Genomic DNA, 16,922 nt, shown 5'->3' on the forward strand with positions numbered 1-16,922 from the left:
CAAGCCCACGGCGACCCAAGGACGCACTGCTGGTCGATTGGTTTGCTTCCCGGGGCTGGCGGCCAGCGCCGTTCCAGCGCGAGGCATGGCGACGTTATCTGGCCGGCGAGTCGGGCCTGTTGGTGACGCCGACCGGCAGCGGCAAGACCTTGGCCGCTTTCGGTGGGCCGCTGCTACAGGCACTGACGCTGGGCGACACCCCGGCGAAAACCCGCCGTGGCGTCGCTGCGACCCCACGTCTCCGAATCTTGTGGATCACCCCTTTGCGCGCGCTGGCTGTCGATACGGTGCGCTCGATGCAGGAACCCATCGCTGCACTCGGCGTGCCCTGGACAGTGGCGATGCGTACCGGTGACGCCAGTGCGCGCGACAAGCGCCTCGCCCGCAAGGGCCTGTCGGACGTGCTGGTCACGACGCCGGAGTCGTTCGCGCTGATGCTTTCCTATCCCGACGCAACGCAGTTGCTCGCCGGCGTGCGCGGGGTGGTGGTGGATGAGTGGCACGAGCTGTTGGGCAACAAGCGTGGAGTGCTGCTCCAGCTATGTCTGGCCAGGCTGCGCGGCATTGCGCCCGACGCCCCGATATGGGGTCTGTCCGCCACTGTGGGCAATCTGGAGGAGGCGCGGGACGTTCTGCTGCCGCACCGTCCTGATGCGGCCATCATCAGGTCTGCGCGCCGGCGACGGATGACCTTGCAGACATTGTTGCCGAGCCAGGGTGAGCGCTTTCCGTGGGCGGGGCACCTGGGCCTCTCGCAACTGGCACGGGTCTCGGCGGTGTTGCAGAAGGCGCGATCCAGCCTGTTGTTCACCAATACCCGCTCGCAGGCAGAGCTGTGGCATCGCGCGCTGCAATCGGTGTGGTTGGACGATCCCGCGACGCTGGCACTGCATCACGGATCCCTCGACGCATCCCTCCGGGCAGCTGCCGAGGCCGGCCTACGTGACGGCACCGTCCGCTGTGTGGTCGCGACGTCCAGCCTAGACCTCGGCGTGGATTTCCCGGCCGTTGACCAGGTCCTTCAGGTCGGCAGTCCGAAGGGCATGGCCCGGTTGTGGCAGCGGGGCGGGCGCGCCCGTCATCGTCCCGGTGAGGTGGGAAAAGTGATCTGTGTCCCGACGCACGCGCTGGAGCTGGCGGAGTACGCCGCCGCGCGGGTGGCGATGGCCCACGGACGGGTGGAGTCACGGCCGCCATTGCGGCTGTCGTTGGACGTGCTGGCGCAGCATTGCGTCACCCTCGCGCTGGGTGGCGGCTTCGACCCGGTGCAATTGTTGGGCGAGGTGCGCGGCACCCACGCATTTGCGCGGCTGGGCGAGGACGCGTGGACCGCGGTACTCGACTTCATCGTCCGCGGCGGCAGCGCACTGGAAAACTACCCCGACTATCGTCGCGTCATACGCGACGAGGACGGTTGCTATCGCGTCCATGATCGCCGCGTGGCATTCCGGCACCGGTTGTCGATCGGCACGATCACCAGCGACGGCAGCGTACAGGTGCGCTACATGAAAGGCGGCTGGCTGGGCTCGGTGGAGGAGGCGTTCATCAGTCGGCTGCGACCGCGCGACCGCTTCCAGTTCGCCGGCAAGACGCTGGAACTGGTCCAGCTGCGCGACATGACGGCGTTCGTCCGCATCGCCAAGGCCGGCGAGGGCAGGGTGCCGCGCTGGCAGGGTGGCCGCATGCCGCTGTCCAGCGAGTTGGGGGCCGAGGTCGAGGCGATCCTGCATGAGCCGGCGGCAAGCCCCGAGATGCGTGCGCTGCAACCGCTGCTGCATCTGCAGGCGCGTCTTTCGGAGTTGCCGGGGCCGGATCGCCTGCTGGTCGAGGCGGTCAAGACGCGCCAGGGTTGGCATCTGTTCGCCTACCCGTTTGCCGGACGCGCGGTGCACGAAGGATTGGCCGCATTGATGGCGCTGCGCTGGGGACGTGAAACCCCCAATACCTTCAGTTGGGCGGTAAACGACTATGGGCTGGCGCTGACAGCCCAGTCCGAGGCGTGGCCAGACTCGCGGCTTATCCAGCAGCTGCTGACGCCAGAAGGTTTACTGGACGATCTGCTGGCCAGCCTCAACATTGCGGAACTGGCACGGCGGCAGTTCCGCGAGATCGCCCGGGTGGCCGGGCTTCTGCCTCCTTCCTTGCCGGGGCGGGCCGCCCGGTCACTGCGCCAACTGCAGGCGTCGAGCAGCCTCCTGTTTGACGTGTTGCGCCAGCACGACCCCGGGCACGTGCTTCTGGCCCAGGCCGAGCGCGAGGTGATGGAGGCGCAACTCGACGTCCAGAACTTGCGGGCGGTCCTGACGCGCTGCGGGGAAAGGCCGCTGGCACTGCACCGTCCCCGCAGCCTGACGCCGCTGGGGTTCCCGCTCTGGGCGGAGGCCATCCGTGGCCAGCTCAGCACCGAGGATTGGCGCACCCGCGTCACGCGGGCCGCGCAACAGTTGGAGCGGCGGCATGCCCGGAGTGATTGAACGCGACGTGGCGGGGGAGGCGCTGCAGTTCCACGCCGATCGCGCGGTGTTCTGGCCTTCGCGCAACCGGTTGATGATCGCGGACCTGCATTTGGGCAAGGGTGATGTGATGCGGGCAGCTGGCATATCGGTACCGACAGGCGGCACCGCGCACGACCTGGCCCGGCTGGACATCCTTCTACGCGTGACTCGCGCCACCGAGCTGTGGGTTCTTGGGGACTTCCTGCACGGCAGGCGGAGTGCTGCCGTCGAGCGCGCTTGGAGGGCACTGCTGGCGAGTCATTCGACGGTTGTAGTGAGCGTGGTGGGTGGCAACCACGATCGCGCACTGGTGCCGGACGCTCTGGATGTGGCGTTGCTGCCGGAGGATGTCCGCGACGGCCCATTCCGGTTCCGCCATCACCCGCGGCCAGCCGGAGATGAGGCCGGGGGGCACGTGCTTTGCGGTCATCTGCATCCCGTGGTGAAGCTGCCGGGCTTGCCGGGACGCTACCCGGCGTTCGTACTCGATGCAGATGAAACGGTGTTGCCCGCGTTCTCGGCGTTTACCGGCGGTATGCGCATTGACGATCCCGCCCAGCGATGGATCGCGTGTGCGAAGGGCATGTTGGCGGGAAACGCTTAGGAATCTGCTATCTGTGGGCGAGGGATCGGACGCCGCCGCGGCGACGCCCGTCCATCGCGTGAAGAGGTTGCCGCGGGCTATCAGCCCTTGGTGCCCGTGCTGGCGGTCTTGGTGGCGGCCTTGCGCGCCGTGTTGCCGCGCGAACGGAAGGCGGTCGCGTTCACACGTGGCCGTATCGGCGTGTTGCCCAGTACTTCTACGCGCCCACCCTGCTTGCGGAATGCGGCGAGGTCGGCTGCGATGCTCTCACTTGTGATGCCATTGTTGGCGTTCTTGGCGCTACCGGTCGAGCGGCGGCGCAGCGGCGCGCTGGCGGTGCGGGTGGTTGTGGCGGTCTTGCTTGAGTTGCTTGACATTGGCTCTCCTGGAAATAGGCCGTCCCCGGGCGGGACAGCAGCCGGCGGATAGCGGCGCGCCACCGCTGACTGCGGTGATGCCGATGCCGTGGTTCCCCGTGCCGGATCACCAGACCTCGATCTTCGATCTGGCCGGCGTCGCCTGTTCGACGAAGCCCTGGACGGCGGGGAGCTCCGTATGATAGCACAAGTTCGTTTAAAATGCAGGGAACGTCTTCCATTAGGAATCTAAGTTCGGATATTCCAGCGTCTGGTGTGCCCGCAATAAAAAAACGCCCCGCACCCAACCTTGGTTGAGTGCGGGGCGCCTGGCGTGCGCTTGGTCAGGACTTACCAGCTGAAGCCGGCACCTGCTGACACGCTGCTCTCGCCGCCGGCAATTGCACCGCCCAACGACACACTCGCACGGGCACCGATGGCTCGGCGGTAACCGATGGCCAAGGCTTGCTGCCCGCCCTGCGACCCGAGGCCGACGCCGATATTGTTGGCGCCGCCCAGCCCCGCCGTGTTGGCCGCGAGACCTGCGTATGCGGCGCTTGTGGCGCCCATGCGATCGATACGGCGGTCGAGCGTGTGGAAGCGATCATCCATTTCCATGCGGAGCTCATCCAGGCCGTGGTTGAAACGGGCCACCTGCTGATCCGTGTAGGCGTTCGCGGACCGCAGGGTGGCGACATCGCCAGTGTCCGCGTAGGTGTTGGCAGTCTGCAGCGTCTGCGCGTCACCAGCATCCGAATAGGCGTTGGCGTCGGTCAGGGTTTGCGCATCACCGGCGTCGGCGATCGCCTGCACCTGGTTTTCGGTGATGCTGCCGGCGGATATCACCTGCGCATCGATGTAGATCTTCGCATCTGCCAGCGCCTGAGCGGTTCCCGAGTCCGTGTACGTGTACGCATCCGTCAAGGTTTGCGCGCTGCTGGCATCGGTGTAGGCATTCGCATCGGCCAACGTCTGCGCATCGCCCGCATCGGCGATTGCCTGCACCTGCGCGGGGGTGATGCTGCCTGCAGCGATGATCTGCGAGTCGGTGTAGGCATTCGCGTCGGCGAGGGTTTGCGCATCGCCTGCATCCACCACGGTCTGCACCTGGGGCATGGTGACTCCGCCAACACCGGCAATTGCCGACTGCATCTGGCGCAGGTTGACTGCGTCGGTGGCGACAGTGGCGTCGGCGACGTTGACGATCTGCCGTTCGCCGCCTGCGGTCCCCACCGAAACCGTATTCACCCGGTCGGCGACGGAGTTCGAGCCCAGCGCGACGCTGTCAGCGACGCTTGCGTACGCCGAACTGCCCAGCGCGACGCTGCTCGCGGCGGTCGCACGTGCGCCCGAACCAAACGCAGCACTCTGCAGAGCGCTGGCGCTGGAAGCGGGGCCGATGGCGGCGCTGAGGCCGCCGCTGGCCGTGGCTTTCCCGCCGAACGCCATGCTCGCATTGCCGCTCGCTATCGCGCCGGTACCCACAGCGCTGCTGTGGTCACCGGTGGCGCGCGCACCGCTGCCGAACGCATTGGCGTTGGCACCGCTTGCGACGGTGACTTCGTTGACATCGGCAATGCCATCACCGTTGTCGTCAAGCCACGTCCCGACGGCGATGCTGTTTGGCCCCATTGCAACGCTCTCCACGCCGATTGCGACTGACCGGGCGCCCTCAGCGCTGTTCACACTGCCAATTGCGACGCTGTATTCGCCAGCAGCTTCGTTGACATATCCCATCGCGCTGGCGTTCCTGCCGGTGGTCGTGTTGACTAGGCCTATCGCCGTGCCCTGGTAGCCAGTTACCTCGTTCGTGTGCCCAAGTGCAATGCTGGCGAACCCATTTGCATAGTTTTCAAAGCCTACTGCCAGGCTGGCGTTGCCAATCGCGCTGTTATAAGCGCCCAGTGCGGTGCTGTCTCTGCCAGTCGCCTCGTTCTTGTAGCCCAGAGCGATGCTTGCAATACCTGAGGCTGAGTTAAAGGTACCAAACGAGCTGCTGGAATCACCCTCGGACTGGCTGCCATAGCCAGCCGCGATGCTGGAGGTCCCAGTGGCCAGATTCGAGATGCCAACCGCGACGCTGAAGTCGCCAGTGGCTTGGTTTCGGCTGCCAACGGCATTGCTCTCTAAACCTGCGGCCACGCTGCGGAAACCAACCGCGTTGCTGGAATCGCCGCTGGCCCGGCTCTGATAGCCGAACGCGCTGCTCCAGTGGCCGGTGGCTTTATTCTGAACGCCGAAGGCGCTGCTGAACTGCCCGGCCGCCTCGTTCCCCATCCCGAATGCATTGCTGCTGTAGGCCATCGCATTGTTGTGCGCGCCAAACGCGTTGCTGAATGCGGCGCTGGACGAGTTGCGCAAGCCATACGCGCTGGATGAGTTGGTGCAGGTCGCGTTCTCAAAGCCGTGTTCGTAGCCCTGATTGGTGCCGGGTGGCGGAGCGACAGGTGTTCCATCTGGATTAAGACAGCTTACATCTGCCGCCGAAACCGAAAACGGCGCGCTCAGCAGAACGGCCAAAGCGAGGGCGATCGGAGTGCGATTCGCAGCGATAGGGCGCGCAACCGCAGCGCGGCGACGTGAGTGATGAACCATGTTGATTTCCCCATTGGGTAGTTGGTAGGCGGAAAGCAGAAGCAACACTGGAAGGAAGAACTCCTTCGCTACCGGCCATACACGCCGCTGCAATCAGTAACCGGACATTCCGGGCGGCGTCGGGAAACGCGCCGCCCGGATCTTTCCCCATTCAACGTGGTCCGCACTCGGCGTGCGGTTGACCGCTCGTGTCAGGCGGCCTGCTGCGCGGCCTTACTTCCCGTCAGATGCCCAAACAGGTCTTTTGGATCTTCCATTACCGGCACCAGGTCGGTGTGGCTGCCGAGTTTGAGTTCGACCGCGCAGTCGCGCATCAGCCGCAGGGCGGAGTAGTCCTCCAGGGCGAAGCCGACGGAATCGAAGATGGTCACCTCGGTGTCGTTGCCGCGCCCACCGGCAAGCTTGGCGACGACCTGCCAGAACTCGGTCACGCTGAAAGTCTCGTCCATGTGCTGCAGCTCGCCTTCGATGCGGCTCTGCGGCTCAAACTCGACGAAGGTCCGGGTGTTGGGGCGCAGCAGGATCGCGGGATCCAGCTCGGTCTTGCCCGGGCAGTCGCCGCCGACGCAGTTGATGTGCATGCCCGGCTCGATCATGTCAACGCGCAGGATGGTGGCGTTGGTCTTGTCGGCCGTGACCGTGGTGACGATGTCGGCGCTGCGGACGGCTTCAGCGGTGTTGGCGGCGCGAACGACCCGCAGCGACGGCGCAGCGGCAGCCAGGTTCGTGACCAGCTTGTCGGTTGCGGCCGGATCGACATCGAACAGGCGTACTTCTTCGATGCCCAGAAGCTGGTGGAAGGCCAGCGCCTGGAACTCGCTTTGCGCACCGTTGCCGATCAGCGCCATTGACTTTGCGTCCTTGCGTGCGAGCTGCTTGGCAGCCATCACGGACGTGGCAGCCGTGCGTATCGCGGTGGTCATGGTCAGCTCGCTGAGCACGGTTGGCATGCCGGTGGCGACGTCGGCCAGTGCACCGAAGGCCATCACGGTGGGCAGGCCGAAACGGGTGTTGCCGGGATGGCCGTTGACGAACTTGAAGCTGTATTCCTTGTCGTCAGCCACCGGCATCAGCTCGATCACGCCGACGTCGGAGTGGGCGGCGGTGCGCGCGGTCTTGTCGAAATCGGTCCAGCGGGCGAAGTCGGCCTCCAGGTAGTCGACCATGCGCTCGAACATGTGCGGCAGGCCTTTGGTAGCCACAATTTTGGCGACGTCGTGGGTCGTAAGCAGGGTGGTCATGCAGACTCCTTTGAACGGGGCAGCGGAAAGCGCGCCCGGTCAGCCCATTGTCCCGTTGCGCGCGACAGAGCGAAACGGTATTAATGCTTTGTATTGGTCAGAAATATTGCAGATCGACAAGTAAAAGTGGCAATGTGCACAAATGGATGATCTTGACCACCGCCTGATCGCTGCGCTTCGGCAGGATGCACGCACCCCGATTGCCACCCTGGCCGAGCAACTTGGCGTGGCGCGAGGGACGGTTACCAACCGCTTGGGAAAGCTGGAGCGCGACGGTGTGATCGTTGGTTACACGTTGCGGCTGCGGCCGGATGCGGCGCCCGACGAGATACGCGCCTGGACCAGCATCGCCGTCAAAGGGCACCAGCGAGCGGTGGTGAGGGCGCTGCTGGGAGAGCCGGGCGTCGCCGAGTTGCATGACACCAACGGACGCTGGGATCTGGTGGCGGAGCTGCGGGTGGCTGAGCTTGCTGAGTTGTCCACCGTGCTTGAGCGGATCCGCGGGATTCCGGGCGTCAGCAGCACCGAGACCAGCGTGCACCTGCAGACGTTCCGGAGCTGATATGGCTGGCTGCACGCTCAGCCGATGGCATCGACCAGCGTCATCTCCGAGTCCGCATCGAGCTTCAGCGTCGCCAGCTCGTCGGCGCGGGTGACGCCCCGGGTGAGGATCGCCAAGGGCAATCCACGTTCATGGGCGATGCGGGCAAAGCGGAACCCCGAGTAGACCATCAGCGATGACCCAGCTACGAGCATCGCGTCGGATTGCGCTAGCGCCTCGAGCGCACGCGCCAGGCGCTGGCGGGGGACATTTTCACCGAAGAAGACGACGTCCGGCTTGAGCATGCCGCCGCAATACGGGCACACAGGTGCCTCGAAGCCGGTCAGATCGACACCTTCCAGGTCGGCATCGCCATCGGGTGCAGCGGCCGCGGTGTGCTGGCTCCACTCCGGGTATCGCAATTTCAGGTCTTCCTGGACCAGGGTCCGGTCCATGCGCTGATCGCACTGCAGACAGGCAACAACGCCAATCCGGCCGTGCAGATCGACCACGTTGCGGTGACCGGCGCGCGCGTGCAGTCCGTCCACGTTCTGGGTGACCAGCGTGGACAGTACGCCGCGCGATTCCAGTGTGGCGAGCGCCGCATGGGCACGGTTGGGCTGCGCCCCGGCAACTGCCGGCCAGCCCACGAAGCTGCGCGCCCAATATCGTGCGCGCATGGCCGGATCGCCGGTGAACTGCTGATAGGTGATCGGCGAGCGCCCCTTCCATCGGCCATCCGCACCGCGATAGTCAGGGATGCCCGAGTTGGTGCTGACGCCAGCGCCGGTGAGCACGAACACGGAACGTCGACCTTGCAACCAGGCTGACAGTTCTACCGCGGCATCGTTCGGTGAGTGGGGCATGGCGACATCCTAAACGTGGCCGGCCTGCATCGGGGGCCGGTGTTTTCGGATCGGGCGGATCCGGGTGGCGTCGGCTGCATCCACTCGGGTCGCTGCTGCGTACAGGGATTTGAAGCGTTTCAGCTGTACCCGTTTTGATGCCTGCGCCGTTGCTCCGCGGCAGGGCATCCCGGGAAGCGTGTTTCAGCTTCCCGGATCTGTTCGGGCGGTCATGCGCGCTGTCGGCCACTCCTTCCCCGGCGCGCGTGACCACCTGATTTCCCCCGTTACAAAACCCACAGGAAACCGACCGATGAAAAAACTGATTGTGGCGGCGTTGCTCGGCGGCCTCGCCCTTCCCGCATTTGCGGCCCCGGCCCAGGGCGATTTTTCGTTCTCTCTCATCGGCGGCGTTGACACCGCCCTCAATGGTGATGTCCACAAGGGCGCGGTAGCGCTCATTCCCGATCTGGGGCCGTTGAATCCGGATCTCGCCGGCGTGGACGCGGAGTTGCGCATCCGCTCGCGCAGCCACAGCGAGATCTATGACATGGCGACGGTTGCAGGTCTGGAGATGAGCTACGGGCTCAGTGACCGGGCCGAAATGTTCGGCCAGGTACGCCAGACCCGTGCGGACCAGGGCACAGTTCAGGTGGGTGGCGCTTTTGTGCCCGCGTTAAACACGGAATTGCCGGTCTACGGCACGTTTTCCGACTACAAGGCGCTCAGCGTTGAGCTGGGCTATCGGTACTACTTCCTGCAGGCCGGCTCGACCCGGCCTTACCTGGCAGCGCGAGTAGGTGGCACCCAGACCGATGCGATCACCGCAACGTTCGAGATTCCCGACGGCGGCATCACGATTGCCAATGCCCCTTTCTACGACAAGAAGTGGGCGGTCAGCGGCGGACTCGATGTGGGCGTGATCATTCCATTGAGCGAGCGTTTCAGCCTGACCGCGGAAACCGGTGTCCGCTACGTCGATAACCTGAGTGGCAATGACAGCGCGATTGGTGGTCTGGGTCTGGCGTCCATCAACAACACAGGCAGTCGTCTGTCGATGCCGATCACCGTGTCGGCACGCTGGGATTTCTAAGCGCGAGACACGCCCCCTGGCGACGAGCGCCCAGAGAGCTTGATCCAGACGCGGTTCGCAGCCGCGCCTGGATCTTGCCGAAGATCCGGGTCACTCCAGCGGTGCGCCGACCACCAGGTCCTTGAGGTCGTAGCCGCGAGCTTCCGCGTCTGACTTGAGCCGATTGAACAGTCCCGCGTCCATCCCAGGATCACGGGAGAGTATCCACAGGTACTTCCTGCTCGGTCCGCCAACCACCGCCCAGCGATAGTCGGGGTCGACATCCAGGACCCAGTAGTCGGCCCAGATGCCGGGGACCCAGCCCAGCCATGCGGGGGCGAAGCGCACCTTCAGCGCGCCGGGACTGCCGTCGACCGTCTTCGCCTCACCGACCGATTCGGTTTGCGAGCCATCCTTGGTGCCGCATGCGTTGCGCACCTCGATCCGGTCGTTCTCTTTCAGCGTGTACGTAGCGGTCGTGTCGCTCACGCATTTGCGCTGGAAAAACATCGGCAGGTGCGCGATCTCGTGCCACTGGCCGAGGTACCGCTCCAGTTCCAATGTCGCGACCGGGACATTCTCCAGAGGCGCACCTGTGCCGGTGCAGGGCGATGTCTGGGCCACGACGGCCCCGGAGGCCAGAGTCGTGGCCGCGGCGACGGCATAAGCGATTGCGCGCATGGGGAGCTGCCCGGTCAGGAAAGATGCCGACCAAAGTGTCACCGAGGCCCGCGAGAGCGCGTGAACGACAAGCAGGGTAGGGCGCGGTAGTCGCTGCTCCGGCCATATGCTCCGGCCATACAGGGGCGGCCAACTATACTGTCGGGTGTTCGACGACCCGTCCTCGCGCGCTGCGTGAGCGGTCGACACGCCACCCGCCAACGAGGTACCCAACGCCAACCATGAACACAGCCAACCGCAAGCCCCTGCCGGGCACCGAACTGGACTACTTCGATGCGCGCGCCGCTGTTGATGCACTCCGTCCCGGCGCCTACGCGAAGCTGCCGTACACCTCGCGGGTGTTCGCGGAAAACCTGGTGCGGCGCTGTGACCCGAAAACGCTCGACGCATCGCTGCTGCAGCTGATCGAGCGCCGGAGTGATCTGGATTTCCCGTGGTACCCGTCGCGGGTGGTCTGCCACGACATCCTCGGCCAGACCGCACTGGTGGACCTGGCTGGCTTGCGCGATGCGATCGCGGAGCAAGGGGGCGACCCCGCCCAGGTCAATCCGGTGGTGCCGACGCAGCTGATCGTCGATCACTCGCTGGCCGTCGAGGCACCCGGTTCCGACCCCCAGGCGTTTGCCAAGAACCGCGCGATCGAAGACCGGCGCAACTTTGACCGGTTCCACTTCATCGACTGGACAAAGAAGGCGTTCAAGAACATCGACGTGATTCCGCCCGGCAACGGAATCATGCATCAGATCAACCTTGAGCGGATGTCGCCGGTGATCCAGGCAGTCGATGGCGTGGCGTCTCCCGACACGCTGGTCGGCACCGACAGCCACACCCCGCACGTGAATGCATTGGGCGTGATCGCCATCGGTGTCGGCGGGCTGGAAGCCGAGAGCGTGATGCTGGGGCGGCCTTCATGGATGCGTCTGCCAGACATCATCGGCGTGGAGCTCGCGGGCAAGCCGCAGCCAGGAATCACGGCCACCGACATTGTCTTGGCGTTGACCCAGTTCCTTCGCAGCGAGCGTGTGGTCGGCGCATATCTGGAGTTCTTCGGTGAGGGCGCCAAGGCGTTGACGCTGGGTGATCGCGCGACGATCTCCAATATGACGCCGGAGTTCGGCGCGACTGCGGCGATGTTCAACATCGACCAGCAGACCATTGACTACCTAAAGCTGACCGGCCGCGCCGACGAACAGGTCAAACTGGTGGAAACCTACGCGCGCCACACGGGGCTGTGGGCGGATGACCTGGTCACCGCCGAGTACGAGCGAACACTGCGCTTTGATCTCTCCGCCGTGGTGCGGACCATGGCCGGCCCGTCCAACCCGCATGCCCGGCTGCCGACGTCCGAGTTGGCCTCGCGCGGCATCGCCATCGACCTGGACAAGGCGCACGCCCAGGAAGCAGAAGGCCTGCTGCCCGACGGCGCGGTCATCATCGCCGCCATTACCAGCTGCACCAACACCTCCAATCCCCGCAACGTCATTGCGGCCGGCTTGCTGGCACGCAACGCCAACGCGCGTGGCCTGACGCGCAAGCCGTGGGTGAAATCCTCCCTGGCACCGGGCTCCAAGGCGGTGCAGTTGTATCTGGAGGACGCCAAGCTGCTGCCGGAGCTGGAGCAGCTCGGCTTCGGCATCGTTGGCTTCGCGTGCACTACCTGCAACGGCATGAGCGGCGCGCTGGACCCGGTGATCCAGAAGGAAGTGGTTGAGCGTGACCTGTATTCGGTCGCCGTGCTGTCAGGCAACCGCAACTTCGACGGTCGCATCCATCCCTACGCCAAGCAGGCGTTCCTGGCCTCGCCGCCGTTGGTGGTCGCCTACGCCATCGCCGGCACGATCCGTTTCGACATCGAGAAGGACGTCTTGGGCATCGACAAGGACGGCATCGCGGTCACCCTGAAGGACCTGTGGCCGGATGATGCGGAGATCGACGCGATCGTCGCTGCCAGCGTCAAGCCCGAGCAGTTCCGCCAGGTGTATGACCCGATGTTCGCGCGCAGCGGCCTGGCCGCGCGTATGGTCGATCCACAATATGCGTGGGATCCCAAGAGCACCTACATCCGCCGTCCGCCGTATTGGGAGGGCGCGCTGGCCGGCGAGCGCACGATGACCGGGATGCGCCCGCTGGCGGTTCTGGGCGACAACATCACCACCGACCACCTGTCACCCTCCAACGCCATCCTGGCCAGCAGTGCAGCCGGTGAGTACCTGGCAAAAATGGGCCTGCCCGAGGAGGACTTCAACTCCTACGCGACGCACCGCGGCGACCACCTGACCGCGCAGCGCGCCACCTTCGCCAACCCCAAATTGCTCAACGAGATGGTCCGCAACGAGGACGGGTCGGTGCGGCAGGGCTCGCTGGCCCGGTTGGAGCCGGAAGGAAAGGTCATGCGCATGTGGGAGGTCATCGAGACCTACATGGCGCGCAAGCAGCCGCTCGTGATCATCGCCGGTGCCGATTACGGCCAAGGCAGCTCGCGCGACTGGGCGGCCAAGGGCGTGCGGCTGGCAGGCGTGGAAGTGATCGTCGCCGAAGGTTTCGAGCGCATCCACCGCACCAACCTGGTGGGCATGGGCGTGCTGCCGCTGCAGTTCCACCCCGGCACCGACCGCAACACCCTGGGCATCGACGGTACCGAGACGTTTGATGTGGTCGGCAAGCCGGCGCCGGGCGCGGAGCTCGTGCTGGTGATCCACCGCAAAAACGGCGAGCGGGTCGAGGTGCCGGTGAGCTGCCGCTTGGACAGCGATGACGAGCTGCTGATCTACGAGGCGGGCGGGGTGCTGCAGCGGTTCGCGCAGGATTTCCTGGCGTCGTCCAGCGGCGGCGCTGGGCAGGGCGCGAATGCCGAACAGACCGCAAGCGCCTGACCGCATCCACGTCATCCTCCGTCCTCGCCCGCTGCCGGAATAGTCCATGAGCCACAAACCGCAGATTCGTATCCCCGCCACCTACATGCGTGGCGGCACCAGCAAGGGTGTGTTTTTTCGCCTTGACGACCTGCCCGAAGCCGCGCGCGTGCCCGGCACGGCCCGCGACGCCTTGCTGCTGCGGGTGATCGGCAGTCCCGATCCCTACGGCAAGCAGACCGACGGGATGGGCGGCGCGACCTCCAGCACCAGTAAGACGGTGATCGTCAGCGCCAGCACGCGGCCGGACCACGATGTTGATTACCTGTTCGGCCAGGTCGCGATCGACAAGGCCTTCGTGGACTGGAGCGGCAACTGCGGCAACCTCACCGCGGCGGTCGGCTCGTTCGCGATCAGCAACGGGCTGGTGGAGGCGGCGCGCATCCCGGCCGATGGCATCTGCACGGTGCGTATCTGGCAGGCCAACATCGGCAAGACCATCATCGCCCACGTGCCGATAACGGCCGGGCAGGTGCAGGAAACCGGTGACTTCGAGCTGGACGGGGTGACCTTCCCGGCGGCCGAAGTGGCGGTGGAATTCCTCGACCCGGCCGACGACGGCGAGGAGGGCGGGGCGATGTTCCCCACCGGCAACGTCGTCGATGAGCTGGAGGTGCCCGGCGTCGGCACCTTCCCGGCGACGCTGATCAACGCCGGTATCCCGACGATCTTCATCAACGCCGATTCGATCGGCTACACGGGCGCCGAGTTGCAGGACGCGGTCAACGGCGACCCGAAGGCGCTGGCAATGTTCGAGACCATCAGAGCGCACGGCGCGGTGCGCATGGGCCTGATCGTGCATATCGACGAGGCCGCTGGGCGGCAGCACACGCCGAAGGTCGCGATCGTGGCGCCACCCGCGTCTTATACCGCCTCCAGCGGAAAAGTGGTTGCCGCCGACGACATCGACCTCAACGTGCGCGCCATGTCGATGGGCAAGCTGCACCACGCGATGATGGGCACCGCGGCGGTTGCGATCGGCACCGCCGCAGCCGTTCCCGGCACCCTGGTGAACCTGGCAGCGGGCGGCGGCGATCGGACGGCGGTGACCTTCGGCCATCCGTCCGGAACCCTCCGGGTGGGGGCTGAAGCAGTGCAGGTGGACGGGAAGTGGCAGGTCACCAAGGCCATCATGAGCCGCAGCGCGCGTGTACTCATGGAAGGCTGGGTGCGGGTTCCCGCCGACGCGTTCTGAGCACTCGTGCACCTGGTCGCGCCCCTCCGGGCATTGCAGGCCCCGTGTTGTTACACCATGTCCAACCCAGCCTTTGGCACTGCCGATCGCAGCCCGTGTCGGTTAGAACAGGGCATGGCTTTTTGCGTCATCTGAATTCATTTCCGGAGATCTCCTTGAAGAAGACCCTGCTTTTTGCTGCGACTGCTGTCGCCTTGACCCTGGGTGCGCCGCTGGCCGCCAATGCCGATGACCGCTGCCTGGACGCCACCTGCGACCTGCGCGCGCTCTATGCAGCACCCGACAACGCCGGCGGCAGCGCAGACACCGCGGCCGTCTCGGCCACCCGCTTCGGTAGCTGGGGCATCGACACCGATGGCATGAATCCGGACGTCCGTCCGGGCGATGACTTCTTCGGCTATGTCAGCGGCAAATGGGCGGAAGAGACCGAAATTCCGGCCGACAAGTCGATGTACGGCTCGTTCCTCGGCCTGCGTGACCTGTCCGAGCAGCGCGTGCATCAGCTGCTGGAAAGCTACCCGCAGGCCGACCCGGCCACCGGCGGCGACGCGGCGAAGCTGGCCGCCCTCTACCAGGGTTACCTGGACGAGAAGACCGTCGAAGCGCTCGACGACAAGCCGCTGCAGCCCTATCTGGACGCGATCCGCAATGCCGGCGACAAGGACGCGATCGCGCGCCTGATGGGTGAAAGCAGCGCCAGCCTGGGCCGCAGCTTCTTTGGCAGCTACGTCTCCGACGACCAGCGCAACCCGGATGTCTACACCCTGTACTTCAGCCAGTCCGGCCTTGGTCTGGGTGATCGCGAGATGTACCTGGGCGAGAAGTTCGCGCCGCAGCGCGAGCGCTATGTCGCCTACATCGCGCAGATGCTCGAGCTGGGCGGCTGGGCCGATCCCAAGGGCCATGCCGACGCGATCATGAAGATGGAGACGGAGATTGCGAAGGCCCACTGGACGCGCGCGGAAAGCCGCGACCGCGACAAGACCTACAACCCGGTCCAACTGGCCAAGCTCGACACCGTCGCCGCCGGCTTCCCGTGGCAGACCTACCTGACCGCCGCCGGCCTGGACTACGCGACCGACGGCGTGATCCGCCAGGACACCGCGCTGCCGAAGATCGCGAAAATCTTCGCCGACACCGACCTGGATACCCTCAAGGCCTGGCAGGCGTTCCACACCATCGACAACGCCGCGCCGATGCTGTCGAGCCGCTTTGCCGATGCCGAGTTCGAGTTCCGCAGCAAGTTCCTGTCGGGCCAGCCCGAGCAGGCAGCGCGCTGGAAGCGGGCGGTGAGCTATACGTCCTCGGCGATGGGTGAGGCGATCGGCCGCGACTACGTCAAGCTGTATTTCCCGGCCGACGCCAAGGCGAAGATGGACGCGCTGGTCAGCAACGTGAAGGCTGCGATGGGTGCCCGCCTGGACCAGCTCGACTGGATGAGCCCGGCAACCAAGGCCGAAGCACACGCCAAGCTCAAGGGCTTCGGCCTGAAGATCGGCCATCCCGACGAGTGGCGCGACTACAGTGCGCTCAAGGTCGCCCAGGGCGATGTGCTGGGTAATGCCGTGCGCGCCGCGCAGTTCGAGTGGGATTACCGTCGCGTGCGCATCGGCAAGCCGGTGGACAAGGCGGAGTGGGGCATGACGCCGCACACGGTCAACGCGTACTACAACTCGGTGAAGAACGAGATCGTGTTCCCTGCCGCGATCCTGCAGCCGCCGTTTTTCGACCCCGACGCCGATCCGGCGGTGAATTACGGCGGTATCGGCGGCGTGATCGGCCACGAGATCATCCACGGCTTCGACGATCAGGGACGCAAGTCCGACGGCAGCGGCCTGCTGCGCGACTGGTGGACCTCCGAGGATGCCGCCAAGTTCGAGGCTCAGGCCGCCAAGCTGGGCGCGCAGTACGAGTCCTACGAGTTCCCGCAGCTGCCGGGCATGCACATCAACAGCAAGGTCGCGATGGGCGAGAACATCGGCGATCTGGGTGGCCTGACCATCGCGCTCGAAGCCTACCGGCGCTCGCTGGACGGCAAGGACGCACCGGTCATTGACGGCTTCACCGGCGAGCAGCGCTTCTTCATGGGCTGGGCGCAGGTCTGGCGGACCCTGTGGCGTGACGACGCGCTGCGCCAGCAGCTGGTCAACGGCACGCATTCGCCGGGCCATATCCGCGCATTCGCGCCGCTGCGCAACATCGATGCCTGGTACGACGCGTTTGACGTGAAGCAGGGCGACGCGCTGTGGATCGCACCCGAGGATCGCGTGCGCATCTGGTGATGCCGGCATCGCGATGCGTTGGTCACTGACGCATCGGTTGCAGAAACCCGGGCTGCCACGGCGGCCCGGGTTTTTTCTTTGCACCGATGAAGCCGGTGCCTCCTCCTTTATTTCGCCGTCAAGG

12 protein-coding genes are annotated in these 16,922 nt (G+C 65.5%); 7 read left to right on the top strand and 5 right to left on the bottom strand.

The window, feature by feature from the left end:
* The first annotated feature begins 26 nt into the window (after positions 1 to 26).
* Both KZ491_RS02565 and pdeM read left to right on the top strand, forming a co-directional pair.
* Positions 27 to 2,474: a ligase-associated DNA damage response DEXH box helicase gene (locus tag KZ491_RS02565; protein WP_222564715.1), complete on the top strand. Its 2,448-nt coding sequence runs from the start codon at positions 27 to 29 to the stop codon at positions 2,472 to 2,474.
* The gene (gene pdeM, locus KZ491_RS02570) at positions 2,458 to 3,099 is read left to right on the top strand and encodes a ligase-associated DNA damage response endonuclease PdeM (RefSeq protein WP_222564283.1); all 642 of its coding nucleotides are present in this window, start codon (positions 2,458 to 2,460) and stop codon (positions 3,097 to 3,099) included. Before KZ491_RS02565 ends, pdeM begins: the two co-directional genes overlap by 17 nt.
* 80 nt (positions 3,100 to 3,179) lie before the next feature.
* On the opposite strand, the gene KZ491_RS02575 is transcribed toward pdeM, so the two are convergent.
* The 3 genes from KZ491_RS02575 to KZ491_RS02585 all read right to left on the bottom strand — a co-directional run bounded on the left by KZ491_RS02575 (position 3,180) and on the right by KZ491_RS02585 (position 7,270).
* The gene (locus KZ491_RS02575; protein WP_222564755.1) at positions 3,180 to 3,455 is read right to left on the bottom strand and encodes a hypothetical protein; all 276 of its coding nucleotides are present in this window, start codon (positions 3,453 to 3,455) and stop codon (positions 3,180 to 3,182) included.
* 330 nt (positions 3,456 to 3,785) lie between these two features.
* On the bottom strand, positions 3,786 to 6,077 hold the full coding sequence (locus KZ491_RS02580) for a YadA-like family protein (protein ID WP_222564284.1): 2,292 nt from the start codon (positions 6,075 to 6,077) through the stop codon (positions 3,786 to 3,788).
* Positions 6,078 to 6,220: 143 nt separating this feature from the next.
* Positions 6,221 to 7,270, bottom strand: coding sequence for an ornithine cyclodeaminase (locus KZ491_RS02585; RefSeq protein ID WP_222564285.1), 1,050 nt, complete (start codon positions 7,268 to 7,270; stop codon positions 6,221 to 6,223).
* A gap of 142 nt (positions 7,271 to 7,412) precedes the next feature.
* On the opposite strand from KZ491_RS02585, the gene KZ491_RS02590 reads away from it, so the two are divergent.
* Positions 7,413 to 7,832, top strand: a complete 420-nt coding sequence (locus KZ491_RS02590) for an Lrp/AsnC family transcriptional regulator (protein ID WP_222564286.1) — start codon at positions 7,413 to 7,415, stop codon at positions 7,830 to 7,832.
* Between the two features lie 17 nt (positions 7,833 to 7,849).
* Here KZ491_RS02590 and KZ491_RS02595 read toward each other — a convergent pair whose 3' ends face one another.
* A complete protein-coding gene (locus KZ491_RS02595) occupies positions 7,850 to 8,677 on the bottom strand; it encodes an NAD-dependent protein deacetylase (RefSeq protein ID WP_222564287.1) in 828 nt (275 codons plus the stop codon).
* A 109-nt stretch (positions 8,678 to 8,786) separates the two neighbouring features.
* Here KZ491_RS02595 and KZ491_RS02600 point away from each other — a divergent pair, with 109 nt between their 5' ends.
* The gene (locus tag KZ491_RS02600; RefSeq protein ID WP_222564288.1) at positions 8,787 to 9,749 is read left to right on the top strand and encodes a DUF3575 domain-containing protein; all 963 of its coding nucleotides are present in this window, start codon (positions 8,787 to 8,789) and stop codon (positions 9,747 to 9,749) included.
* A gap of 90 nt (positions 9,750 to 9,839) precedes the next feature.
* On the opposite strand, the gene KZ491_RS02605 is transcribed toward KZ491_RS02600, so the two are convergent.
* Positions 9,840 to 10,409, bottom strand: coding sequence for a lipocalin family protein (locus tag KZ491_RS02605; RefSeq protein WP_222564289.1), 570 nt, complete (start codon positions 10,407 to 10,409; stop codon positions 9,840 to 9,842).
* A 221-nt stretch (positions 10,410 to 10,630) separates the two neighbouring features.
* Here KZ491_RS02605 and acnD point away from each other — a divergent pair, with 221 nt between their 5' ends.
* The 3 genes from acnD (at position 10,631) to KZ491_RS02620 (ending at position 16,798) form a co-directional block, all read left to right on the top strand.
* A complete protein-coding gene (acnD, locus tag KZ491_RS02610) occupies positions 10,631 to 13,282 on the top strand; it encodes a Fe/S-dependent 2-methylisocitrate dehydratase AcnD (RefSeq protein WP_222564290.1) in 2,652 nt (883 codons plus the stop codon).
* Positions 13,283 to 13,328: 46 nt separating this feature from the next.
* Entirely contained in the window at positions 13,329 to 14,516 is a 1,188-nt protein-coding gene (gene prpF, locus KZ491_RS02615) for a 2-methylaconitate cis-trans isomerase PrpF (protein ID WP_222564291.1), read from the top strand.
* Positions 14,517 to 14,671: 155 nt separating this feature from the next.
* Complete coding sequence (locus tag KZ491_RS02620) at positions 14,672 to 16,798, top strand: M13 family metallopeptidase (protein ID WP_246606466.1); 2,127 nt, start codon at positions 14,672 to 14,674, stop codon at positions 16,796 to 16,798.
* The last annotated feature ends 124 nt before the right edge of the window (positions 16,799 to 16,922 follow it).

This window comes from Novilysobacter antarcticus, assembly GCF_019802285.1.
In the GTDB taxonomy this organism is placed as follows: Bacteria; Pseudomonadota; Gammaproteobacteria; order Xanthomonadales; family Xanthomonadaceae; genus Novilysobacter; species Novilysobacter antarcticus.

What these genes read in the sequence shown, in the direction of transcription:
- KZ491_RS02590 (WP_222564286.1), top strand. Translation starts at nt 7,413, where the DNA reads ATGGATGATCTTGACCACCGCCTGATCGCTGCGCTTCGGCAGGATGCA.
- prpF (WP_222564291.1), top strand. Translation starts at nt 13,329, where the DNA reads ATGAGCCACAAACCGCAGATTCGTATCCCCGCCACCTACATGCGTGGC.
- pdeM (WP_222564283.1), top strand. Translation starts at nt 2,458, where the DNA reads ATGCCCGGAGTGATTGAACGCGACGTGGCGGGGGAGGCGCTGCAGTTC.
- KZ491_RS02575 (WP_222564755.1), bottom strand. Translation starts at nt 3,455, where the DNA reads ATGTCAAGCAACTCAAGCAAGACCGCCACAACCACCCGCACCGCCAGC.
- KZ491_RS02605 (WP_222564289.1), bottom strand. Translation starts at nt 10,409, where the DNA reads ATGCGCGCAATCGCTTATGCCGTCGCCGCGGCCACGACTCTGGCCTCC.
- KZ491_RS02585 (WP_222564285.1), bottom strand. Translation starts at nt 7,270, where the DNA reads ATGACCACCCTGCTTACGACCCACGACGTCGCCAAAATTGTGGCTACC.
- KZ491_RS02595 (WP_222564287.1), bottom strand. Translation starts at nt 8,677, where the DNA reads ATGCCCCACTCACCGAACGATGCCGCGGTAGAACTGTCAGCCTGGTTG.
- acnD (WP_222564290.1), top strand. Translation starts at nt 10,631, where the DNA reads ATGAACACAGCCAACCGCAAGCCCCTGCCGGGCACCGAACTGGACTAC.